Annotated in this window: 21 protein-coding genes; 9 read left to right on the forward strand and 12 right to left on the reverse strand. The window is 64.4% G+C overall.

Annotated elements, in window-relative coordinates:
- Positions 1-6 precede the first annotated feature (6 nt).
- Positions 7-177 carry a hypothetical protein gene (locus ACESNG_RS04780; protein ID WP_373068024.1) on the reverse strand — a complete coding sequence of 57 codons (171 nt, stop codon included), beginning with the start codon at positions 175-177 and terminating at the stop codon, positions 7-9.
- A gap of 412 nt (positions 178-589) precedes the next feature.
- On the opposite strand from ACESNG_RS04780, the gene ACESNG_RS04785 reads away from it, so the two are divergent.
- The 5 genes from ACESNG_RS04785 to ACESNG_RS04805 all read left to right on the forward strand — a co-directional run bounded on the left by ACESNG_RS04785 (position 590) and on the right by ACESNG_RS04805 (position 5,454).
- Positions 590-1,003: a 6-carboxytetrahydropterin synthase gene (locus tag ACESNG_RS04785; RefSeq protein WP_373063928.1), complete on the forward strand. Its 414-nt coding sequence runs from the start codon at positions 590-592 to the stop codon at positions 1,001-1,003.
- Between the two features lie 61 nt (positions 1,004-1,064).
- A complete protein-coding gene (gene folE / locus ACESNG_RS04790) occupies positions 1,065-1,652 on the forward strand; it encodes a GTP cyclohydrolase I FolE (protein WP_373068032.1) in 588 nt (195 codons plus the stop codon).
- A 10-nt stretch (positions 1,653-1,662) separates the two neighbouring features.
- The gene (locus ACESNG_RS04795; RefSeq protein WP_373063930.1) at positions 1,663-2,403 is read left to right on the forward strand and encodes an SDR family oxidoreductase; all 741 of its coding nucleotides are present in this window, start codon (positions 1,663-1,665) and stop codon (positions 2,401-2,403) included.
- A gap of 100 nt (positions 2,404-2,503) precedes the next feature.
- Positions 2,504-4,795 carry a prolyl oligopeptidase family serine peptidase gene (locus ACESNG_RS04800; protein ID WP_373063932.1) on the forward strand — a complete coding sequence of 764 codons (2,292 nt, stop codon included), beginning with the start codon at positions 2,504-2,506 and terminating at the stop codon, positions 4,793-4,795.
- Positions 4,796-4,815: 20 nt separating this feature from the next.
- Positions 4,816-5,454, forward strand: a complete 639-nt coding sequence (locus ACESNG_RS04805) for a hypothetical protein (RefSeq protein ID WP_373063934.1) — start codon at positions 4,816-4,818, stop codon at positions 5,452-5,454.
- A 3-nt stretch (positions 5,455-5,457) separates the two neighbouring features.
- Here the strand turns inward: ACESNG_RS04805 and ACESNG_RS04810 are convergent, their stop codons facing one another.
- The 4 genes from ACESNG_RS04810 to ACESNG_RS04825 form a co-directional block, all read right to left on the reverse strand.
- Positions 5,458-7,338: a long-chain fatty acid--CoA ligase gene (locus tag ACESNG_RS04810; RefSeq protein WP_373068026.1), complete on the reverse strand. Its 1,881-nt coding sequence runs from the start codon at positions 7,336-7,338 to the stop codon at positions 5,458-5,460.
- Between the two features lie 120 nt (positions 7,339-7,458).
- Entirely contained in the window at positions 7,459-8,298 is an 840-nt protein-coding gene (locus tag ACESNG_RS04815; RefSeq protein ID WP_373063938.1) for a hypothetical protein, read from the reverse strand.
- Positions 8,295-9,062 carry a ParA family protein gene (locus ACESNG_RS04820; protein ID WP_373063940.1) on the reverse strand — a complete coding sequence of 256 codons (768 nt, stop codon included), beginning with the start codon at positions 9,060-9,062 and terminating at the stop codon, positions 8,295-8,297. The genes ACESNG_RS04815 and ACESNG_RS04820 overlap by 4 nt, the downstream gene beginning before the upstream one ends.
- A 1-nt stretch (position 9,063) precedes the next feature.
- Positions 9,064-9,567 carry a tetratricopeptide repeat protein gene (locus ACESNG_RS04825; protein WP_373063942.1) on the reverse strand — a complete coding sequence of 168 codons (504 nt, stop codon included), beginning with the start codon at positions 9,565-9,567 and terminating at the stop codon, positions 9,064-9,066.
- Between the two features lie 148 nt (positions 9,568-9,715).
- Here ACESNG_RS04825 and ACESNG_RS04830 point away from each other — a divergent pair, with 148 nt between their 5' ends.
- Positions 9,716-10,249, forward strand: a complete 534-nt coding sequence (locus tag ACESNG_RS04830) for a phosphoribosyltransferase (protein WP_373063944.1) — start codon at positions 9,716-9,718, stop codon at positions 10,247-10,249.
- 35 nt (positions 10,250-10,284) lie between these two features.
- On the opposite strand, the gene ACESNG_RS04835 is transcribed toward ACESNG_RS04830, so the two are convergent.
- Both ACESNG_RS04835 and ligA read right to left on the reverse strand, forming a co-directional pair.
- The gene (locus tag ACESNG_RS04835) at positions 10,285-10,854 is read right to left on the reverse strand and encodes a hypothetical protein (protein WP_373068028.1); all 570 of its coding nucleotides are present in this window, start codon (positions 10,852-10,854) and stop codon (positions 10,285-10,287) included.
- A gap of 56 nt (positions 10,855-10,910) precedes the next feature.
- A complete protein-coding gene (ligA, locus tag ACESNG_RS04840) occupies positions 10,911-12,935 on the reverse strand; it encodes an NAD-dependent DNA ligase LigA (RefSeq protein ID WP_373063948.1) in 2,025 nt (674 codons plus the stop codon).
- Between the two features lie 117 nt (positions 12,936-13,052).
- Here ligA and ACESNG_RS04845 point away from each other — a divergent pair, with 117 nt between their 5' ends.
- Positions 13,053-13,361, forward strand: a complete 309-nt coding sequence (locus ACESNG_RS04845) for a YtxH domain-containing protein (RefSeq protein ID WP_373063950.1) — start codon at positions 13,053-13,055, stop codon at positions 13,359-13,361.
- A 25-nt stretch (positions 13,362-13,386) separates the two neighbouring features.
- On the opposite strand, the gene ACESNG_RS04850 is transcribed toward ACESNG_RS04845, so the two are convergent.
- The gene (locus ACESNG_RS04850; RefSeq protein WP_373063952.1) at positions 13,387-14,211 is read right to left on the reverse strand and encodes a hypothetical protein; all 825 of its coding nucleotides are present in this window, start codon (positions 14,209-14,211) and stop codon (positions 13,387-13,389) included.
- A 9-nt stretch (positions 14,212-14,220) separates the two neighbouring features.
- Between ACESNG_RS04850 and ACESNG_RS04855 the strand changes: the two genes are divergently transcribed.
- Together ACESNG_RS04855 and ACESNG_RS04860 are read left to right on the forward strand one after the other, a co-directional pair.
- A complete protein-coding gene (locus tag ACESNG_RS04855) occupies positions 14,221-15,549 on the forward strand; it encodes a thymidine phosphorylase (RefSeq protein WP_373063954.1) in 1,329 nt (442 codons plus the stop codon).
- A 112-nt stretch (positions 15,550-15,661) separates the two neighbouring features.
- The gene (locus ACESNG_RS04860) at positions 15,662-15,907 is read left to right on the forward strand and encodes a hypothetical protein (RefSeq protein WP_373063956.1); all 246 of its coding nucleotides are present in this window, start codon (positions 15,662-15,664) and stop codon (positions 15,905-15,907) included.
- Between the two features lie 867 nt (positions 15,908-16,774).
- Here the strand turns inward: ACESNG_RS04860 and gyrB are convergent.
- From gyrB to ACESNG_RS04880, 4 genes are all read right to left on the reverse strand, one after another.
- Complete coding sequence (gene gyrB / locus ACESNG_RS04865; protein WP_373063701.1) at positions 16,775-18,739, reverse strand: DNA topoisomerase (ATP-hydrolyzing) subunit B; 1,965 nt, start codon at positions 18,737-18,739, stop codon at positions 16,775-16,777.
- A gap of 151 nt (positions 18,740-18,890) precedes the next feature.
- Positions 18,891-19,205, reverse strand: coding sequence for a DUF721 domain-containing protein (locus tag ACESNG_RS04870; RefSeq protein ID WP_373063699.1), 315 nt, complete (start codon positions 19,203-19,205; stop codon positions 18,891-18,893).
- Entirely contained in the window at positions 19,202-20,362 is a 1,161-nt protein-coding gene (gene recF, locus ACESNG_RS04875; protein WP_373063697.1) for a DNA replication/repair protein RecF, read from the reverse strand. Before recF ends, ACESNG_RS04870 begins: the two co-directional genes overlap by 4 nt.
- Positions 20,363-20,375: 13 nt before the next feature.
- Entirely contained in the window at positions 20,376-21,155 is a 780-nt protein-coding gene (locus tag ACESNG_RS04880; protein WP_373068030.1) for an enoyl-CoA hydratase/isomerase family protein, read from the reverse strand.
- Positions 21,156-21,230 lie beyond the last annotated feature (75 nt).

The raw sequence follows: 21,230 nt of genomic DNA on the forward strand, positions 1-21,230 counted from the left end.
GCTCGGTCAGCGCTTCTGGTCCGGGCCGGACGGCGTGTCGCGCGCGACGATGCGCCAAATAATGAGGAAGACGCCACCCGTGAGCATCAGGTGGATCCATCCGGGGGCATCGGTGGTGTACGTGATACCGCCCCACGCGACGAGCATCACGATTCCGGCAAGCAGGTAGAGGTCCATGTCGTAATCTCGCATTGCGCGGGCCGTGGCGCACCATATACACTATCGGCGTGTAGTATCGCCTCTGCGGTGTCGATACTCTGGCGGAGTGCAGGACCAGTGTGCGGAACGGAGAGAATTACCTCTTGAGCCGATAAGTCCTAAGGAAAGGTCCGACAGACTGCGTTCACGTCATGCCCCAGTGCGGGGAAGGCGACCGCGTGGTGAGGACCTTATCAGTATTCTTTGGGCTTCAAGACCTCCTCTTCGTTCCGTAATTTGTGCGAAAGCCCCGCCCATTGGCGGGGCTTTCGAATTTGCGACGATTGCCCCGCCGTTCGCCGGCCGTAGCCCGGCCGTCACCTTGCCGGCGTGCGCCGACGGTACGAGCTTGGGACGGGAACCTCTCCCCCTTTTGGGCGGTTTACCGATTATGCCCATCGTCACCGCAACGCGCCTGCTGCGTTTCAACGCGGCCCACCGCGTTCACAATCCCGCGCTCTCCGACGAGGAGAACACCCGCCTGTTCGGCAAGTGCAACAATCCGAACTGGCACGGTCACAACTACACGCTCGAAGTCTCGGTCAAGGGACCGATCGACGAGCGCACCGGTTATGTGATCGACCTCGGGATGCTGCGCGACACGGTGGAACGACATGTGGTGAACGTCACCGATCACCGCAATTTCAACATCGATGTACCGTACATGCAGGGCGTGAATCCGACGACCGAGAATGTCGTCGTGGGTATGTGGGGCGTGCTGGAGCCGGTCGTGGCACCCGGAAAGCTGGTGCGGCTGCGGCTCTGGGAAACGGAAAATAACTATGTCGACTACGAGGGGGAGTAAACACGTGATCCGACCGACGATGGCGGCACGCTCGGGGCTGGCGACGGTCGATCCCGACGACATGGAGACGGACAACGCGACGCAGGTGGAATTTGAAGGACTCATTCGGCGTCAGCTCGAAATACTGGGTGAAGATCCCGATCGTGATGGACTGCAGAAAACGCCAAGCCGCGTCGCAAAATCGATGGCGTGGCTCACGCGCGGCTACGATCTCGATGCGCGACAGGTCATCGGCGACGCGATGTTCGAGGAGAATCACGAGAACATGGTGATGGTGCGCGACATCGAGATGTATTCGATGTGCGAACACCACATGCTGCCGTTCTTCGGCAAGGTGCATGTGGCGTACATCCCGAATGGCAAGATCGTCGGTCTGTCCAAGCTCCCTCGTGTGGTCGACGTGTTCGCGCGCCGACTGCAAGTGCAGGAGCGACTCGGCGAACAGATCGCCAACGCGCTCGATGAGGTGCTGCAGCCCAAGGGGGTCGGCGTCGTGATCGAAGCCGTGCACCTGTGCATGATGATGCGCGGCGTCGAGAAGCAGAGTTCGCGCACCATTACGTCGTCGCTGCGTGGCTTGTTCAGGGACGACTCCAAAACGCGGAGCGAGTTCCTGCGCTTGGCACACAGCCCTTCGTCGTCGTTCTGAGCACGTTCCCGTGACCGCGAGCGCGTCCGCCACATCTCCGGTGCTCCACGGTGTGTCGGCCGTGGTCACGGGCGCATCGCGCGGCATTGGCCGCGCGGTTGCCGTCGCCCTCGCGGCAGCGGGAGCGCAGCCGTTTCTCCTTGCCCGTTCCGCCAGCGATCTCACACGTGTCGCGACTGACATCGGCGGTGGCGCCGTGGCCGTGCCGTGCGACATCGCGAACGCCGACGACGTGGCGCGTGCCGTGCAGACCATTCGCCAGCACCGCGCCGATGGACCGTCGATCCTCGTGAACAACGCCGGGGTCTTTCCACTCGGTGCCATCGAGAGCACCGATCCCGCGCTGTTCGAGCAGGCGCTCCAGGCGAACCTGCTGGCGCCGTTTCGCTTCCTGCATGCGTTCGTGCCGCTCATGCGGGGGGCCGGCCGAGGCCATGTGATTACCATCGGCTCAGTCGCCGATCGCAGCATCTACACGGGCAACGGCGCCTATTCGGCCAGCAAGTTCGGCGCACGCGCGCTCCATGAAGTGTTGCGCGAAGAACTACGCGGCAGCGGTATTCGCGCCACGCTGATCGCGCCGTCGGCGACCGATACGCCCATCTGGGATCCCATCGATCCCGACAACACGCCCGGCTTTCCGCCGCGGGCCGCGATGTTGCGCCCCGAAGACGTGGCCGATGCTGTGCTCTGGGCCGTTACCCGGCCCGCACATGTGAACGTCGACGAGCTGCGGATCAGCCGGGCGTAACGCGCGGTAGCCTCGCCGGACGCCGGAGTCGCGTGCAGCTTTACGATAGCCGGCGGCCGCGAGGGCCCTTGGCACCCACAGCGCCTATCCGGACCGATCCATGCACCACCGACCCCACTATCCCCGTTCCGCGGTGCTGGCACTGAGCCTCGCCGCCGGCACGATCTCCGCTTCGCGTGTTTTCGCGCAGTCCGCGTCGGCCAACGCGTTCCCGACTTCGGCCGGGTCGCTCACGCCCAACGACCTGCTCGACGTCCGAACCGTTTCGGTGGGCGACTACTCACCCGACGGCAAGTGGCTCGTGGTGCGGATGTCGACGCGTCGGGACGGCCTTGGTTTCGTTGCCGCCCGCGACGGAGATCCGAGCTACACCCGACCCGCGCCTGTTCGGCTGCTGCTGCTCAACACCGAAACGGGCGACACCATGCCCATCGTGAGCGCAGCGCGGACGATCGGTGCCGCGGCCTGGTCGCGATCGGGAGATCGGCTCGCCATCGCGACGCGCGACACCTTGCCGCAGCTGCTGATGTGGAACGTCGCCTCGCGAAAGCTGAGCGTCCAATCACTCGCGGGCGCGCGCTTGGCAGACAACAGCGATCTCTCCTGGACGGAAGACGGTCGGCTGCTGCTGGCGATCCGAGAGCGGCAGTGGATCGGTGCAGTGCGCGCGCGATTCGATTCGCTCGTGCACGGACCCGTGTCGGTCCAGGTAGGCACGGAGCCGTTTCTCGCGTGGGATGTGCTACGCCGTCTCGGCAGCCGGGCGATCGTGGTTGCCCTCACGCCGGCTTCGGCGAAACTCGACACCATCATTCCGGCCACACAGCTCTCCGCTTGGGCGACGTCGCCCAACGGACAGTTGATCAGCTGGCGCGAAGATCGCAACGCGAAGACGAACTATGACGGCGGCCCGGCGAATGAGTCGCGATGGCTCGCGCGACGCGGCCGCGACAGCGCTCGCGTGATCTTCGCCTCGTTGCGTGGCGTGACGATCTCCAGCGCTGCCGACGGCGATCACTATGCCTATGCACGCGACGGAGCCGTGTACGTTGCGAGCATCACCGACACGACGTCGCGCCGACTGATCGGTGCGCCACCGCGCGCCCGCAGTGACACGGCGCGCGGAACTCGTGATGCCACGCGTGACTCCGTTGCCCGAGCCGCCGAAGAACGTTTCACGCTCGTGAGCATGTCGCCCGCCGGCGATGTCGTGATCGTCTCATCGCGCACGGGCTGGCATCTGGTACGTGTTTCCGACGCGACGCGCCGCACGATCGTGGCGATCACCGACACTATTCGCGGTCCGCGCCTGACGCTCGCCGACTGGAGTGCTGATGGTCGCACCATGTTGCTCGGCATGGCGTCGCGTACGGACTGGAACCGCGCCTTGCTGCGCGTCGACGTCGCCACCGGCGCCGTTGACACGCTCGTGCGCGATGGTCGGTTGTACGGCCAGCCGCGTGTGAGCCCGAACGGCGCCAAGCTCGCCGTCACGATCGGCGCGAATGGCCGACCGGCAGATCTCTGGCTCGCCGACGCCGCGTTCCGGGCACCGCGTCGGGTCGTGCAGTCCAATCCGCAGCTCGCGTCGCGCGCGATGCCGACGACGAAGCTGGTGGAATATCTCGACGCCGACGGTCGCCCGCAGTTCGGTGTGCTGACGCTCCCCGCCGAGGCGGTCGGCCGATTGCCGACGGTCTTCAGCGTGTACGAAGACTTCTTCGACGACGGTTTCGACGCGACCACGATGTATCTCGCCAGCCGCGGCTACGCGGTCATGAAACCGTCGGTCACTTTCGAGACCGGCTACCCGGGTGAAGCGTGGCTCAAGGGTGTTACCGCGTCGGCGAACAAGCTGATCGAGATGGGCATCGCCGACAGCAGCAAGCTTGGCGTGCACGGAACCAGCTATGGCGGATACGCGACCAACCTGCTCATCACGCAGACCAACCGTTTCAAGGCCGCCATCAACATTTCCGGGAAGGTCGATCTCGTCTCCTTCTACACGGATTCCCCACGCCTTGGCGTGCGCAACGTGAACGCCGCCGAAAAAACACAAGATCGCATCGGCGCCACGATGTGGGAGCAGCCGCAGAAGTACGTGCAGCACAGCGCCGTGATGTTCGCCGACCGGATCAAGACACCGCTGCTGCTGGTCACCGGCGGCGAAGATCATAACGTGCCGGCGATCAACACCCGTGAGATGTACTTCGCCTTGCGCCGGCTCGGGAAAACGGTGGAGTGGGTGAATTACACCAATGGTGGCCACGGTATTCCGATGACGAATGCCGGTGAATTTGCGGATTGGCACAATCGTCTCACCGGGTGGTACGATCGCTACCTCAAGCCGGGGACCTCGATACCGGCCTCGCAGCAGGAGCTGCCCAAGTAACGAGCGGCTATCATTCAGCGATGCAACGTGACCTGCTCGACTCGCTCCGCTGTCTCGGACCACATGACGAAAGCTGGCTCGTCGCGGTCGTGCATGTGGCGTCCGGGTCCGAACTGATCGAAGCAGAACTGGCCTGTCCCGTGTGTGGCGCTGAGTACCGCGTCGCACACGGCGTCGCGCACTTCAGCGACGACACGGCGCCGGAACACGACACGTGGCCCGCCGATGAGCAGTTGTTGCGCCTCGCCGCCCTGCTCGGCGTGGTCGAAAGCCTGCAGCCAGTCGCATTGGTGGGGCGCTACGCGGCCAGCAGTGCACCGCTCGCGTCGTATGTCGCGAGCCCGCAACTCGTCGTGAATGCCGCCGGTGGGCGACGTGCCGTGGGCGCGTCCCGCATTGTCGTTGCCGACAGACTTCCACTCGGTGTCGATACGCTGGCGGCGGTGGCCGTGGACGCCGCGAACGCCTCGGTGTCGATGCTCGAGAGTGCGGCCCGCGCACTGCGGCTCGGGGGACGCCTGGTGGCGCCGTCCGATGCACCGATCCCGGCCGGCATGCGCGAACTCGCGCGTGATGAGACCGAATGGGTCGCGGAAACGATCACGCGCGCCAGCGGGCTCGTTGAGCTCCGCCGCCGCGCGCCTGAATCCGTACGGTAGCGACTACTCCTCGTACAGGCTGTCGATACGCCGTTTGTACGTAGTGTCGATCACGCGGCGCTTGACCTTGAGTGTCGGTGTCAGTTCGCCGCGTTCGACGCTGAAGTCATGCTCCAGCAAGGCGATCTTCTGCGGCGTCTCGTAGTGCGCCAGTCTGGACAGCTGCCCCTTCACTTCCTTCTCCATCTTGGCGTTGATCGTCGGCATCGCCACCAACTCGGCGCGGCTGGTCCAGACGATGTTCTGCGACGCGGCCCATTTCTCGAGCTGATCCCAGTTCGGCACCACCAGCACAACGGGAAACTTGCGCGTGTCTCCGAGCATCACCGCTTGAGAGATATACTTGTTCGTCCTCAACATGTTTTCGATCGGCTGCGGAGCAATGTTCTTGCCGTTGGCCGTCACGATGATGTCCTTCTTGCGATCGGTGATACGCAGATATCCGTCGATCAGTTCGCCGATGTCGCCCGTGTGGAACCATCCCTCTTCGTCGATCGCGTCCTTCGTCGCTTCGGGATTATTGTAATATCCGCGCATGATGTGTGGTCCCCGTGACAGAATCTCGCCATCGGCTGCGATCATCACTTCCACACCGGGGATCGGTCGGCCCACACTACCCAACCGGTAATGTTCGAACGTATTCGTCGAGATCACCGGCGACGTCTCGGTGAGGCCGTAGCCTTCGAGGATGATCAGGCCCGCGGAGTAGAAGAACTTTGCAATCTCGGGCGACAGCGGCGCGCCACCCGACACGAAGAAACGCAGGTTCCCGCCCGTGCGCTCCCTCAGCTTCGAGAACACCAGCTTCTGCGCGAGCGCGTACTGCATCGCGAGCAAACCGGCCGGTTCGCGACCGGCGAGCTTTTCGTCGGCCCACTTCTCTCCGACATTCTTCGCCCAGAAAAAGATGCGCTGTTTCAGCGCGCCGCCAGCCACGGCGTTCTCCACCACGCGCGCATAGATCTTTTCGTAGAGGCGCGGCACCGACATCATCATCGTCGGCTTCACCTCACTCATGTTCACCGGCACCGTGTCGATCGACTCGGCGTAGGCGATCCGTACCCCGTTCGCGAACAGGAAGTAGTCGCCGCAGCGCTCGAAAATGTGGCTGAGCGGAAGGAAGCTCAGCGCGAGATCGCTCGTGCTCACCTGTAGTGAGCTCTTCGTCGCGATGACGTTCGAGTACAGGTTATCCTGCGTGAGCATCACGCCCTTCGGATTTCCCGTCGTGCCCGACGTGTAGATCAGCGTGACGAGTTGGTCGGGGGTGACGGCCAGCGCATCATGCTTGAAGATGGTGGCGCGCTCGGCGTTGTCCACGGCGGCGCCCTTCGCTTCAATCTCGGCGAGGGTAAGATCGCAGCCGTCGGCTTTCGTGGCCGCGAAACCGATGATCCACTGCAGCCCCGGCACCTCACCGCGGATCGACGCGACCTTCTTCGCCTGATCAGCGTTCGACACGAAGATGGCGCGCGCCCCCGAATCGTTCAGCAGATACGGCAGCTGGTCGGCGGGAAGCGTCGGGTAGATCGGCACATCGGTGATGGCGCTGCAGATGCAGGCGTAGTCCGCGATCAACCACTCCGGACGGTTCTCAGAGAGGATGGCCACACGATCCTGCGCCGCGATTCCCAGCTCGGCGAGGCCGAGGGCGGTGACACGCACGCGTTCCATGATCGTGCGGTGCGACATCGGTTCCCAGACGCCGCGCACCTTCGTGCTGAGCGCGTAGGCACGGTCGAATCGCTCGATGGCATCGAAGAACAGTGCGTTGATCGTGCCGCGCGGGGGACGTGGTCCACCGGAGGTATAGCGTGACGAGGTCGGAAGACCGTTCATCGTCACGTTCAGGGCGGGATAGGAATTAGCCGTGACCGAAGTCATCGCCATCTCCGACTGGAGCAAAAGGCAGGGCGGAGGCGCATCGGTACAGCGAACCGGAGCGACGCCAGGTGGGATACAATGAAATTGCTGCCGAACACCGCCCGGCGCGAGTCCCCTGGACTATCGGGCCCCACGACGAACGGGGGCGGTGATCCGAACGGGTGAGCCCTTGAGCGGCTGGCCCTTGTATGTCACGGTGGCGCGGACCACCACCGACTCCACGGCCGCGCCGACCGGAAACAGCAGCGCACGCACGCGGACGCGCCGCCCGGCGCCGCCGTTATCATCGGTGGTATCGAGGGAACTGGCGCGACCCTGGTCGTCCACCAGATAAGCGGCGGCCATCGTGTCGTTGGTCGGGTTGGCCGGCGACAGCAGCTGAAAGCGCACGGGCCACGAGCGAGCCGGCGTGACCGCGCTGGCCTCGCGATGCCGCACGGTCACCGTGAGCGCCCTGGTCGAGTTGCTCTCTTGCCCCTGACGACCGGTGTCAGGCAAAGTCGTGCCCAGAATGTTGGTGAGGCTCGCGCCGTCAACGGAGTCCGGGCGGGTCACGATGCGAATGCTGCGCAACACCTGCAGGGAGCCGCCGATGCGGGCGGCAATGCGCTTGTCGCCGGAGACAAGCTTCTTTGCGACGACCCTGCCGGTGGCGGAGTCGATCGCCAGCGCCGAGTCGATGTTGAAGTCGGCGTACAGGTAGCGCGGCGTCGCGTCGCTGATGACATCGCCGCGCACGTTGAAAACGCGCGCGCGTATCGGCGTCACGATGCCATCGAGATTTCGCAGCGTATCACCGACCACCACCGCGGGCGACGGGAACGGATCGAGCTCGATCGCCGCCGCTTCATTCGGACTGAGCCCTACTTCCGCACAGGCCGTGCCGATGCCAGTGGCGACGATCACCGCCGACACGAGCAGCGCTCGGGCGCGACGACGAGCGCTGCTCGTCGCCGTCACGCGAAGCGCTCGGCGAGTCGCGTCGCGATGTTCACATACGCCTGACTGGCGGCATCGGCCGGATTGCGCAGTACGACCGGCTGACCGGCGGCGAACGCGTCGGCCGTGGCAGGCGTGCGCGGAATCGGTGTGTCGAACACGAGATGCTGCGGCAGATGTTCCCGCACATAGTGCACGACACGTTCCGACGCCGGATTCCCCGCTTCGAACATCGTGAGCAGAATGCCTTCGAGTGTGAGCTCGTCGTTGATGCTGATCACATCCTGAATCGCGCGCAGAATTTGTGGCGTGGTCTGCAACGCGAGCGGTTCGCACTGCAGAGGCACCAGCACATGCTGACTGGCCGCGAGCACGCGCCGGGTGATCGCACCGAGCCCCGGCGGCGTATCGACCACGACCACGTGACAGCGTTCGCGGGCCATCGCCAGCAAATCGGCGAGCACGGTGCTCTCGCCGACGCGCTGCTGGAAATCCGAATGATCAGACGACTCGCTGACGCTGCCGGCGAGGATCACGCGGAGCCACGGAAGCGCGGTGGGCAGAATCACTTCACGCAGCGATTTCTCGCCACGCAGATAGTCATCGAACCCGACCGTGGGGTGGCCTCGCCGCAGTCCGACACCGTACCGTACCGCACCCTGCGGATCGGCGTCGATCAGCAGCGTCTTCAGTCCGCGGCGAGCAAAAGCGACCGCCAGGTTGACGGCGGTGGTCGTTTTGCCGACGCCACCCTTCTGGCTCACTATGGAGAGCACGCGTCCCACGTCAGCCCTCGTCCGTGTAGGCCGATCCGTCGTGATCGCCCGATGGCGCCGAGGGATCCTGATACTGCCCTTCGGAATTGTCCGGAGGACCCTGCAACTGCGCCAACGTACGCTCGGCGTGAGCCCGGAACCGTGCAGACGTCGGATCCTGCTCGGTACTGAATTGGAGGAACGACTCCAGGTGCATGGCGGCGTGCGCCGTATCACCCCGCTTCAGGAGCAGAAACGCGAGACCGTAATGGGCCCCCGGCGATTCTGCATCGAGCTGCAGGGCGCGACGATACGTCCGAATGGCCTCTTCGGGCTGCCCGGTCTTGGAGAACGCGATGGCGATGTTCTGCAACACGCCGAGGTCATCGGGTCGCTCGCGCAAGGCGAGTCGATACGACGTCAGGGCGTTTGCGTAATCGCCGCGCGACTCGAGATCGAGCGCTTCAGCCAGGAAGTCCGTGTGGCGCGGATCGCGCCCGGACGAGCCGCCCACGAGGCGGCGCCACCAAGTCATGCGCTCGCAGTGGATCAGAGAAAGGAGAAAGGAGAGCTGCGATCGATGCGCAAAGCTATCGGGAGAGCGCGTTGCCAACAAGTTGCTGCAGGGCACTCTGAGGGCTAGACTCGGGTACCACTGCGGGATCTCATACCGGAGCGCCTCAATGACCGCACCACAGCCGTACGCACCTGATCCGTCGAAGGGCGTCATGATCGTGGATTGGCCGCTTTTCGGGGAGCTCGCTCGCGCGCTCGCCGTGCGCGTCGCGCGCGAGTGGAGCCCGGAACTCGTGGTCGGCATCGCCACGGCGGGCGTTGTGCCGGGTGCTGCGGTGGCGGCGATTCTCGATCTGCCGTTCCACTCGATTCTCGTGTCGCGTCGCTACAGCACGTCCCAAATTCGCGAAACACCGGCGGTGTTCGGAGCCGCGCCGACCGAAGTGCGGGGAAAGCGGGTGCTCGTGGTCGACGAAACCTGCGACTCCGGTCAGACCATGCGGCTGGCCATTGGAGCTGTCGGTAATGCGGGCGCCCAGGAAGTGCGCACTGCCGTGAGCTTCAAAACCGGTAGTTTTGCCCCCGATTACTTCGCGCTGGCCACCCAGAGCATGATCGTGTTGCCTTGGGACCGCGACATCCTGATCGACGGTGAACTCCGGCCAAACCCCAAGTACGCTGGACTGATCCCCGACGTCTGATCGAGAGACCGGCCGCCGACCGATCCGGACGACGATCAGGCGCTGGTGGCGGCCCGCTCATACGGGATGCCGCGCTCCATGGCCTCCCAAACGTAGTTGAGCACGTCGACCGAACCGAGCAGGAACCGGCACTGTCCTCCGCCGCTTGCCGACTCGGGCGTCACTTCGAGCACCGAGATCGGTGCGTCGGCCAGCCGGCCGAAGAACCCCGCGAAGAGCCCCGTTGATACCGGGCAGCCGTTCGTGTCATCCGCCGCTTCGCCCCAGTTGTTGGCATCAAGCACCATGACCGCGTCGCTCAACGACGCGAGCTGGACGAGTCCCCAGCCGATCTCGAAGAAGTACTCCCGAAGCAGGATCGGGAAACGGTCGTCGACCAAGTCGTCGGGGCCATGCTCGCTGCGATCCGCCAGCCACGCGGAGAAGTGGTCGAACAGCGCCTGGCCTGCGGCATAGCCTGCGTCACGGACGGCATCGACCGGAATGGCCGGATGCGCCTTCTGCATGGACCGGCGGAGCCCGTCGAAGAATTCGACCGGCACCGTCACGGTGCGGGTGGTCAGAAAAGGAAGCGAAGGGCTCATGATCCCGTGACGCTCGCCCAATGAAGCGGTCACGTCAAGCGGGGACGGCGTGATGGACGGTGCCCGCCGTGTGTCGGTCATCGTCCGGTACGCCGGATCAGCTCGGCTTCGTCGATCACGTCGATGCCCAGCTCAATCGCCTTGTCGAGCTTGCTGCCAGCCTCCTCGCCGGCCACCACGAACGTGGTCTTCCTCGACACGCTGCTCGTGACTCGCCCGCCGGCCGCCTCGACCAGTGCGGCCGCGTCGGTCCGCGAAAGCGTGGGCAGAGACCCGGTGAGCACCACCGTCGCCCCGGTGAGCGGTCCGTCGGCTTGCACCGCGTTCGGTTCATCGAAGCCGACGCCCCGTTCGCGCAGCCGGTCTACGAGCGCGCGCGCGGTCGGATCGGCGAAATACGACGACACCGACGTGGCGATGGTGTCGCCGATGCCGCGCACGGCGCTCAATTGCTCCCGCGTGGCGGCGATGATCGCGTCCATGCCGCCGAACTGCTTCGCCAGCAACTGCGCCGCCTGCGCGCCGACATGACGGATGCCAAGTCCGAACAACAAGCGCGACAGCGGTTGTTGCTTCGCGGCCGCGATCGCGGCGACCAGATTCTCGGCGCTCTTCGTGCCGAAGCGCTCGAGCGACACCAGCTGCACCACCGTGAGGCCGAACAGATCGGCGAAGTCAGTGATGAATCCGGTTTCGAGTAATTGCTCAATGCGCGCGTAGGAGAGTCCGTCGATGTCGAGGGCGTCCTTGCTCGAGAAGTGCACGAGCCCTTCCAGCTGACGTCCTGGGCAGGCGACATTCGCACAGTACGTCGCGACATCGTCGCCGTAACGATGGGTGGGCGAAGCACAGCGCGGGCAGTGCAACGGCATCGTCCACACTTGTTCGCTGCCGTCGCGTCGCTCCGGCACCGGCCCGAGCACATACGGAATGACGTCGCCGGCGCGCACCACTTGCACCTGGTCCCCGCTGCGCAGATCCTTCTTCGCGATCTGATCGGCGTTGTGCAGCGAGGCATACGTAACCGTCGCCCCGCCCACATCGATCGGCTCGAGCACCGCGAATGGTGTGAGTACGCCAGTACGTCCCACGCTCACCTCGATGCGGATCAGTTTCGTCACCGCCATGTCGGGCGCGAACTTTCGCGCGATCGCCCAGCGCGGCGTGCGATCGTTGCGCACACCGAGTTCGTCCTGTAACGACATGTCGTTCACCTTCACCACCCCACCGTCGATCGCGAAGCCGAGGGTCGCGCGCGTCTCGTGCTCGACGGTGTGCGCCCAGGCCGAGACTTCAGCCATCGTGTGGCATCGCTCGCGGTGGGGCGCCACCGGAATGCCCCACGCGCTCAACCGTTCGAGCAGCGCCCACTGACTACGGGCGGGCGCATTCCCGTCGGGCAGCACGGCGGCGTAGCCGAAGAAGCGTAAGGGACGCTGCGCGGTGATCGACGGATCGAGCTGGCGCAGCGCACCGGCGGCCGCATTCCGTGGATTCACGAACACCGGCTCGCCCGCAGCCACCCGTGCTTCGTTCATGGCTTCAAAACCGGCGAACGGCATATAGACCTCACCGCGAATCTCCAAAAGCGGCGGATGACCATCGCCCAGCAGCCTCAGCGGTACTCCGCGAATCGTGCGGATGTTCACCGTGACATCCTCGCCGTCGGTGCCATCTCCCCGCGTCGTACCCGTCACCAGCACGCCGTCGCGATAGGTGAGTGCGATCGCTGCGCCGTCGATCTTGAGCTCGACGGTATACCCACCCTTATGCACCGAGGCGCCCACGACGCGCTCGATCGACTGCTCGAAGGCCAGCAACTCGGCATGGTCGAAGGCGTTGTCGAGCGACAGCATTCGTACCAGATGTCGATGGCTTTGGAACGCGCTTTGCACTGGCGCACCCACACGCAGCGTGGGAGAATCTTCCGTCCGCAGTGTCGGATACTCCTGCTCGATGGCCTGCAAACCGCGGAACAGCCGGTCGTACTCGGCATCCGAGAGAGCGGGACGGTCGAGCACGTAGTACTCGTGCTGCGCTCTCGTCAGCAGTTCGCGCAGTTCCGCAGCGCGCTGCGCGGTGGGGGATGGAACGATGCTCATGTGCGCAATGTATCTCTCAGGGAGAGATGCGTCATCCGCCGCCGATCCGTCGGCGGCGCTACACCCGTAGGAACGGATACCACCGAACTATTCACGCGCTCCGGCGCGGGAGGTCGCATGTTCAACAGCAGTACGCGAGATCGTGGTGATCAAATGGACGGCCGTGCACTCGGGCTTGGACTCCTCATCGGCGCCGCCATTGGGGCAGGTGCCGCCTTGTTGATGGCACCCGCCACAGGAGAGAATACCCGCCGACAGCTACGTCGTAATGCGCGTCGACTGGCGGAGCAGGGAGGTGACACGCTCTCGAACTGGTGGGACGATGCCGACGAATCGGCCCGTCGACTAGCTCGTCGCGGAATGAAGCAGGGCCGCAAGGCGGCTGTGCGTGTCCGCGAGCGGGCCCGCGACGTCGCGCCCTGGTAGGCTCGCTGGCGCCCCTACCCAGCGCCTAGCGCAGCTTCGCGAGCTCCTCTTCAGCACTCTTGCGATATTGGTCGTCGTTCGCGTCCTGGAGTGGAGCGCGTAGTGCGGCATGATAGGCGGCACGCGCTTCGTTCGGACGCCCGGCGTCACGGTGTACGCGTGCCAGATCCAAATAATGCACCAATCGATTCGGCTCGGCGGCGACCGCAAGCTCCATGTACCGAATCGCCTCCGCCCAGCTGGCACTTCCCAGCACCTGGCCGCCCAGAAAGGTTTTCACAACCGCACGCATAAAACCGTTCAGTCGCATCACTTCGGCGTTCCACACACCGAGCACGTGCAGCGCGCCGGGATGTTTGGGTTGCAGTTGGAGCGCCTTGAGCGCTTCGTTGCGCACGTCGAGTGCGTACTTCACGCGATCGCGGGGATTCGCTGCCAGCGCCGTGCGGCCGACCGCGCGGGACAAATGGAAATGCCCTTCGGCATCGTTGGTATTTGCTGCGACCGCCCTTCGCGCGTAGTCCGTGGCGCGCGTATACAGCGACGTGCGCGTGTCGGGATTCCTCTCGAACTCACCGAGATCCACGGCTTCCCGCGACGCTTTCCAGAGCGCGACGTACAACGTGGGCTCCGCTTTCACCGCTCGCTCGTAGTTGACGAGCGCAGCCGAGGGGCGACGCGCGATACTCTCGCGATCTCCGGCGCTGAGCAGGTCACTTACGCTCTGCGCGGCGAGTGCGTACGGCGCCAGCGGTAGCCCCGGCAGCCCGACGGTTGCGAACCCGACAGTGAGACCGACGGCCCATCGGCGTGCGGTGCGGACGGCGAGGATGTAGGTTGGCTGCATCATGAGCACTCAATGTTGGCACGCGCGCTGATCGAGCGAAAGCGCGACGGCGGTCGAATTACTCCCGCCGAGTGGCGCACGCTCATGTCGCAGTACGCGACAGACGAAGTTCCGGACTACCAGATGGCCGCCTTGGCGATGGCCATCTATTTCAACGGGCTTGATCGCGACGAGATCGGCGCGCTCACCGACGCCATGTTGCACAGCGGCGCGATGCTCGACCTTGACCATCTTACCATGGCGCGCGTCGACAAGCATTCCACCGGCGGCGTCGGCGACAAGGTGTCGCTGGTGCTGGCACCACTCGTGGCATGCCTCGGTGTCGCCGTCCCCATGATGTCCGGTCGCGGACTGGGGCACACGGGCGGTACCCTCGACAAGCTCGAATCGATCCCCGGTTTTCGTACCGATCTTTCGTTGGTGCGCGCCACAGAGCAGCTGGAGCGCATCGGCTGCGCCTTGATTGGACAAACGAACGAGATTGCGCCGGCCGACCGCCGGTTGTATGCCCTGCGCGACGCGACGGCGACCGTGGAGAGCATTCCATTGATCTCGGCGAGCATCATGTCGAAGAAGCTCGCGGAAGGCCTCACGGGCCTCGTGCTCGACGTAAAGCGCGGCTCCGGCGCGTTCTTGCCGGAACTCGATCGCGGACTGGCTCTGGCCCGCACTATGATCGCGCTTGGTGCCGACCACGGTTGCCCGGTGGTGGCACTCATCACCGCGATGGACCGGCCACTTGGACGCGCTTGTGGCAATGCGCTCGAAGTCGAGGAAGCCATCACGGCACTCCGCGGTGAGGGGCCGCCCGATCTCATGAAGGTGACCTTCGCCCTCGGTGCCGAGATGCTGGTGCTGGCGGGCGTGGCGAATGACCGCGATGACGCCCTCCGCCGCATGGAGGTCGCCATTTCGAGCGGACGGGCGGCGGTCAAGTTCCAGGAGATCATCGCGGCCCAGGGCGGAGACCCGAAGGTGGTCGACGATCCGTCGATCCTGCCGCAGGCGGCCGAGTGCGAGCTATATCTGGCCCCCCGCGACGGGGTGATCGCGCAGGTGGAGCCCAAGGCCATCGGCCGCGGCATCACCGCGCTCGGCGGCCAGCGCACCAAGGTCGAAGACGGCGTGGACCCCAGCGTGGGCTTCGTGATCACGGCCCGACCGGGTGACATCGTGCGGGCGGGGGAGCCGTTGGCGACGGTGTTTGCCAAAGATCGGAACGGTGTGCAGGCCGGTCTCGCCGCCCTGCGTACGTCGATCACGATTGCCGAAGACGCCGATCCGCCGTTGCCGCTGATCTCACATCGAGTCACCGAGGCCGGGGTCGAGCTCTACGAATAGGCGAAGAGAGGCACTCCCAGTACCAGCCCGCTCTGGATAGTTTTCGTTTCGGCCGTGCACCGGCTGCCTTTTGATCAACGACGCACCGCGTCCGCGTCCCCGTCGCCATACCATGATCGCTCCGAAGACGAACAGTCTGCTCAGTCTCGTGGCCGCCGCTTCCGTGCTGCCTCTTCTCGGTCTCTACGGGCTGCTGATGTACATCGCGACCCCGAGCCCGACTGGTGGCATGGAGCCAACGGTCACCACGATCTGCTACATCGCGTTCACGGGCATCTTCTCGGCATTGATCATCGTCGCGCTGAACTTCTCGAAGCAGCTTTCGCGGGAAGCGAAGGGTGTGTACCTCACGCCGTAAGTCTGGCGCGAATGATGGTGTGAAAAGCGCGGGATCAATATGATCCCGCGCTTTTTCTATGCTGTTCGGGGTTTCGTGTGGGTGACTCTCGGCCCGACGGCCCGCTGCGCTGCCTCACCGAACCTGGCCGCGGATAAGACGCACTGTTCGCTGAACTGATCACGCAGAGCACGCGGAGGTGCAGAGCACGCAGAGCAACCGTCCCCAAAAAGAACGCGCGGCGTTCCGTCGTTTCACGCGGCTCCGATCCGCATCGTGTTGGCGGAGAAGCACTCACACGAAATCCCAAAGAGCCATAAATGCAGGTGCCGTTGTGTAACGACCTGTCAGCACGAGACCTCTGCGCCTCTGCGTTCTCCCAGTCTCTGCATGATCAGTTCTCGGCCTGGCCGAGCATCGCCGCCAGTGATCTGCCGCTAAACGGATCACTCGTCGCATTGTTCGCTGAACCATATCCCGAAGGCTCTTTTTCTACAGGACCAGGCGCCGACACGTAGGGTCATGTCGAGGACTTGGTGTTCAGGATCACAACACGCGAACAGCCGCGTTCGATTTCCTCGATCGAGGATTCCCACCCTGTCCCATCCCATGCGCCACGCCGCTGGGATGAACGCACCGGCCGCTTCAAATCGCCGTCGTTGCGCGCAGCATCGCCGAACGCGCGTCCCTGATGGCTTTCCTCGGGACATTGACCGACACCACGTTTTTGACGGATGTACGGTTGTCAAATCCATTTGCCCAGTAAAACAACAGTGAGCCGTGGGTGATGAGTAAAAGTTCCGGGTCGCGAGTGAAAACTCACAACTCCAGACTTCAACTCAAAACCCACGACTCACGTGAGTCCCGCCCTACCACCAATCCCGCGGCCTAGACGTCGAGATTCGTCACAAATCTCGCATTCGCTTCGATGAACAACCGTCGCGGTTCGACTTCGTCGCCCATCAGCGTCTGGAACGTCTGGTCGGCGAGCACGGCGTCGTCCATCGTCACGCGGAACATCGTGCGCGTTTCCGGATCCATCGTCGTCTTCCAGAGCTGGTCGGGGTTCATTTCCCCGAGACCCTTGTAGCGCTGGATGTTCACGTTGCCGCGCCCTTCCGGACCACCGAGACGCTCTACGTATCCGTCGCGTTCCTTCTCGGTGTAGGCGTAGTACTCTTCCTTGCCCTTGGCCACGCGATACAGGGGCGGCTGGGCGATGTACATGTAGCCGGCGTCGATCAGCTCCGGCATCTGACGGAAGAAGAACGTGAGCAGCAGCGTGCGAATGTGCGCGCCGTCCACGTCGGCGTCGGTCATGATGATGATCTTGTGGTAGCGCGTCTTCGCGAGGTCGAACTCTTCTTTGATGCCGGTGCCGATCGCCGTGATGATCGTCCGGATTTCCTCGTTGTTGAGCACCTTGTCGAAGCGCGCCTTTTCAACATTGATGATTTTACCACGCAATGGTAGAATCGCCTGGAAGTCGCGCTTGCGTCCCTGCTTGGCAGAACCGCCGGCCGAGTCACCCTCCACCAGATAGATCTCGCAGAGCGCGGGATCGGAGAGTGAGCAGTCGGCGAGCTTGCCGGGCAGGTTGGCCACGTCGAGCGCCGACTTCTTGCGCGTAAGGTCGCGCGCCTTGCGCGCCGCTTCACGGGCACGCGCCGCCGACATCGCCTTGTCGATGATGATGTTGGCCGACTTCGGATGCTCGTCGAGGTATTGCGTGAGCAGTTCGTTCATCACGCTGCGCACCGCGCCTTCCACTTCCGAGTTGCCGAGCTTGGTCTTGGTCTGACCCTCGAACTGCGGCTCCAGCACCTTCACCGACAGCACCGCGGTCAGGCCTTCACGCACGTCGTCGCCGGACAAGCGCGTTTCCTTGTCCTTCTTGTTGAGTGTCGACTTTTCCTGGATGTACTTGTTGACGACCAACGTCAGCGCGCTCTTGAAGCCGGTAAGGTGCGTGCCGCCTTCGTGCGTGTTGATGTTGTTCACGAACGAGAACACGTTTTCGGCGTAGCTGTCGTTGTACTGCAGCGCCATCTCGATACCGATGTCGTCACGCGTCGTGTCGATGTAGACCACGTCCTGGTGCAACGGCTTCTTGTTGCCGATCAGATACGTCACGAACTCCTTGAGGCCGCCACGCGCAAAGAACACTTCCTCGCGGGCCTGACCGTCCTTCATTTCGTCGGGGCGCTCGTCACGCATCGTGATCTGAATACCTTTGTTCAGATACGCGAGTTCACGGAGACGGCTGGCGAGTGTAACCCACTCGTAGCGCAGCGTTTCCTGAAAGATCTCCGCATCGGGCTTGAACCAGACGCGCGTGCCCGTCTCCTTCGCCGCCACGCTGCGTAGCACCTTGAGCTTCGTCTGCGTGATGCCACGCGCGAAGTCCATGTAATGCTCCTTGCCGTCGCGCTTGATCCACACCTTGAGCTGCTTCGACAGCGCGTTCACCACCGACACGCCCACACCGTGGAGACCGCCGGACACTTTGTAACTTTCCTTGTCGAACTTGCCGCCGGCATGCAGCACCGTCATGGCAAGCTCGACACCCGGCATCTTCTCGATCGGGTGCATGTCCACGGGGATACCACGACCGTTGTCTTCAACGGAGATGGAGTCGTCTTCGTGAATCGTCACGAACACACGGTCGGCATGGCCGGCCAACGCTTCGTCGATCGAGTTGTCCACCACTTCGTACACGAGGTGGTGAAGGCCGCGCGCCGACGTGGACCCGATGTACATGCCGGGGCGCTTGCGGACCGCTTCGAGCCCCTTGAGAACGGTGATGCTGTTTGCGCCGTACCCGTTCTCGGGCTGTTCGCTGCTATTCGCCATGGGGTGGGGATGTCCCGAAGAAATGAACTGCTGCGGCCTTTCCACTGGCCTGCAAACACAACCCCTGAATGTACTCAATACCGCCTCGGCAAGCAACTCTGCTTTTATATCGCAAGTCGTTGTCGGTGAACGGTTTGCGAGCGGAGCGGGCTCAGCGCTGCAGCATCCAGCGAAGCTTGGTGACCGGCGGGCGCGACGGGTCCCGGTTCAGCGACCGCAGCAGTTCGGGCTCCAGGAACGTCAGCTCCTGCATCCAGGCGTGGGTTTTCACCATCACCACCAGCGTGCCGTCCTGCTGCAGCAGCAGCGGCTCCGTCACGGTCGCGATCTGCGATCCAACCAGCGACGGCCATTCCGGGATCACCGCCGCCTGCGCCACCCGATCGGTCAGGCCCGCATGCTGCAACACCGACGCGAGCACATCGCCGAGTTTGGCGGGCGCACGTTTCTTCGGATCGGTGCTCATGCGTGACTCACGAGGTTCCGCACCAACGGCTGCAGCGCGCCGTCGCACATGGACCGCTGTTCGAGACGGGTGAACGCCGCCGGAATGTCTTCCACGCGTGGGACCGCCAACAGCACCTGCGAGGCACCGGCGTCTTCCAGCAATGCCAGCACACGCCCCGCGCGCCCAAGATCGAGTTCGGCGAAGGGGTCGTCGAGGAGCAGCAGTGGCGGATAGCCCACGGCGTCACGCAGCGTGGTCAGCTCCAGCAGACGCAGCGCGATTGCGGCACTACGCTGTTGCCCGGCCGATCCGAACGTACGCAAATCGCGGCCGCCCAAGAGCAGCTGCAGATCATCTCGGTGCGGCCCGACCAGCGTGATGCCGCGACGCAGCTCCTGCGTGCGCTGCTGTGCGTACGCGCGCCGATAACCCTCGGCCTGCGCGTCGGCACTGGTGAGCTGTTCGTCCGATGACGCGCCGCCGGTCGCGGCGTATTTCATCATCACGGTCTGACGCTCACCGATCGCGGCTGAGAGCTGCGTAAATCGCGCCGCGTGGTCGCGCACGAAGGCGTGCCGTGTGGCAGCCACGAAGCCGCCGTGCTCCGCCATCGCCGGCTCCCACACACTGACCCGTGCCTCGTGCTCGCTACTGCGTGCGCCGTCGCGCTGAGCCGTCCGGAGCGCGGCGTTGCGTCGCAGCAGGGCGCTGCGGTACACCTGCAGCGCCTGCAAGTATGCCCGCGACGACAGCGCGAGCATCACGTCGAGATAGTGCCGACGCTCACTCGGCCCGCCGGCCACCAGCGCCACATCGGCCGGTGAGAATTCCACCGACGGCACCGCACCGAGCGCATTGGTGAGTCGTGGTTGCTCCACGCCGTCGAGCGTGGCGCGCTTGCGTCGCGTGCTGCGCTCGAAACCGACGGTGACCACGTTGAAAGCCGACGGCGGCTTCAGTTCGGCGCGCACATGAAATGCCGGCGCACCGAAGCGCACCACGTCGGCATCCCGCCCGCCGCGGAACGAGCGCAGCAGCGCGAGATACGCGACCGCTTCGAGCAAGTTGGTCTTGCCGTGCCCGTTCTCGCCAATCACCACGAGCCCGGTCGAGGGAATCTCGAGGTCGAGCTGCGTGAAGTTGCGGTAGTCCTTGGCGATCAGTCGGGCGAGCACGTCGTCGGCGCGATCAGCGCCCGGTGAACTGGGGAGGGCGCTTCTCGAGGAACGCGCGCATCCCTTCCTTCATGTCGGCGGTGCTGGACAGCAATCCGAAGAAGTCGGACTCGATCGTGCAACCTTCTTCCAACGGCACGTCCTGGCCGCGGTTCACCGCTTCGATACAGCCAGCGATCGCCAGCGGCGCGTTGGCCAGCATCGTGGTGAGCAGGGCACGCACCGTGGCGATCAGCTCGTCGGGCTTCGTAAGCTGATCAACCAGACCGAGCCGGTGCGCTTCGGCGGCGTCGATCATGTCGCCGGTAAGCAGCAGGCGGAGCGCCGCGCCACGGCCGATCAGACGGGGCAGTCGCTGCGTGCCTCCGTAGCCCGGCACGATGCCAAGCTTCGCTTCCGGCTGACCCAGCTTGGCCTTCTCGCTCGCGACGCGCATGTGGCACGCCATCGCCAGTTCGCAACCGCCGCCGAGCGCAAAGCCGTTGATCGCCGCGATCGTAGGCTTGGGGCTCGTTTCATAGCGACGGAAAATCACCTGACCCGCCCGGGCGCGACGCCGGGCTTCCAACGGCGACTGACTTTCCAGCTCTGAAATATCGGCGCCCGCCACGAAGGCTCGGCCGGCGCCGGTGAGCAGCACCGCGCCCACATCATCGCGCGCGTTGGCCTCATCGATGGCATGCCCAAGTTCGGCGATCGTGGCGTCGTTGAGGGCGTTCAGCTTGTCAGGACGGTTGACCGTGATCGTGGCGATACGGTCGGAGACGTCGAACGTCAGGAACTGATAGGACATGGCGGACGGGTGCGGAGCGGGGTGGCCTGTGGGAACGATGAAATCTATACGCCACGCTGCCGCCGACGCTGCCGC

The organism is Gemmatimonas sp. (assembly GCF_041689975.1).
GTDB lineage: Bacteria > Gemmatimonadota > Gemmatimonadetes > Gemmatimonadales > Gemmatimonadaceae > Gemmatimonas.

Excerpts from the sequence above, each read along its gene's own strand:
- ACESNG_RS04780 (WP_373068024.1), bottom strand. The coding sequence starts at position 177 with ATGGACCTCTACCTGCTTGCCGGAATCGTGATGCTCGTCGCGTGGGGC.
- ACESNG_RS04785 (WP_373063928.1), top strand. The coding sequence starts at position 590 with ATGCCCATCGTCACCGCAACGCGCCTGCTGCGTTTCAACGCGGCCCAC.
- folE (WP_373068032.1), top strand. The coding sequence starts at position 1,065 with ATGGAGACGGACAACGCGACGCAGGTGGAATTTGAAGGACTCATTCGG.
- ACESNG_RS04800 (WP_373063932.1), top strand. The coding sequence starts at position 2,504 with ATGCACCACCGACCCCACTATCCCCGTTCCGCGGTGCTGGCACTGAGC.
- ACESNG_RS04805 (WP_373063934.1), top strand. The coding sequence starts at position 4,816 with ATGCAACGTGACCTGCTCGACTCGCTCCGCTGTCTCGGACCACATGAC.
- ACESNG_RS04810 (WP_373068026.1), bottom strand. The coding sequence starts at position 7,338 with ATGACTTCGGTCACGGCTAATTCCTATCCCGCCCTGAACGTGACGATG.
- ACESNG_RS04825 (WP_373063942.1), bottom strand. The coding sequence starts at position 9,567 with ATGACTTGGTGGCGCCGCCTCGTGGGCGGCTCGTCCGGGCGCGATCCG.
- ACESNG_RS04830 (WP_373063944.1), top strand. The coding sequence starts at position 9,716 with ATGACCGCACCACAGCCGTACGCACCTGATCCGTCGAAGGGCGTCATG.
- ligA (WP_373063948.1), bottom strand. The coding sequence starts at position 12,935 with ATGAGCATCGTTCCATCCCCCACCGCGCAGCGCGCTGCGGAACTGCGC.
- ACESNG_RS04845 (WP_373063950.1), top strand. The coding sequence starts at position 13,053 with ATGTTCAACAGCAGTACGCGAGATCGTGGTGATCAAATGGACGGCCGT.
- ACESNG_RS04850 (WP_373063952.1), bottom strand. The coding sequence starts at position 14,211 with ATGATGCAGCCAACCTACATCCTCGCCGTCCGCACCGCACGCCGATGG.
- ACESNG_RS04855 (WP_373063954.1), top strand. The coding sequence starts at position 14,221 with ATGTTGGCACGCGCGCTGATCGAGCGAAAGCGCGACGGCGGTCGAATT.
- ACESNG_RS04860 (WP_373063956.1), top strand. The coding sequence starts at position 15,662 with ATGATCGCTCCGAAGACGAACAGTCTGCTCAGTCTCGTGGCCGCCGCT.
- gyrB (WP_373063701.1), bottom strand. The coding sequence starts at position 18,739 with ATGGCGAATAGCAGCGAACAGCCCGAGAACGGGTACGGCGCAAACAGC.
- ACESNG_RS04870 (WP_373063699.1), bottom strand. The coding sequence starts at position 19,205 with ATGAGCACCGATCCGAAGAAACGTGCGCCCGCCAAACTCGGCGATGTG.
- ACESNG_RS04880 (WP_373068030.1), bottom strand. The coding sequence starts at position 21,155 with ATGTCCTATCAGTTCCTGACGTTCGACGTCTCCGACCGTATCGCCACG.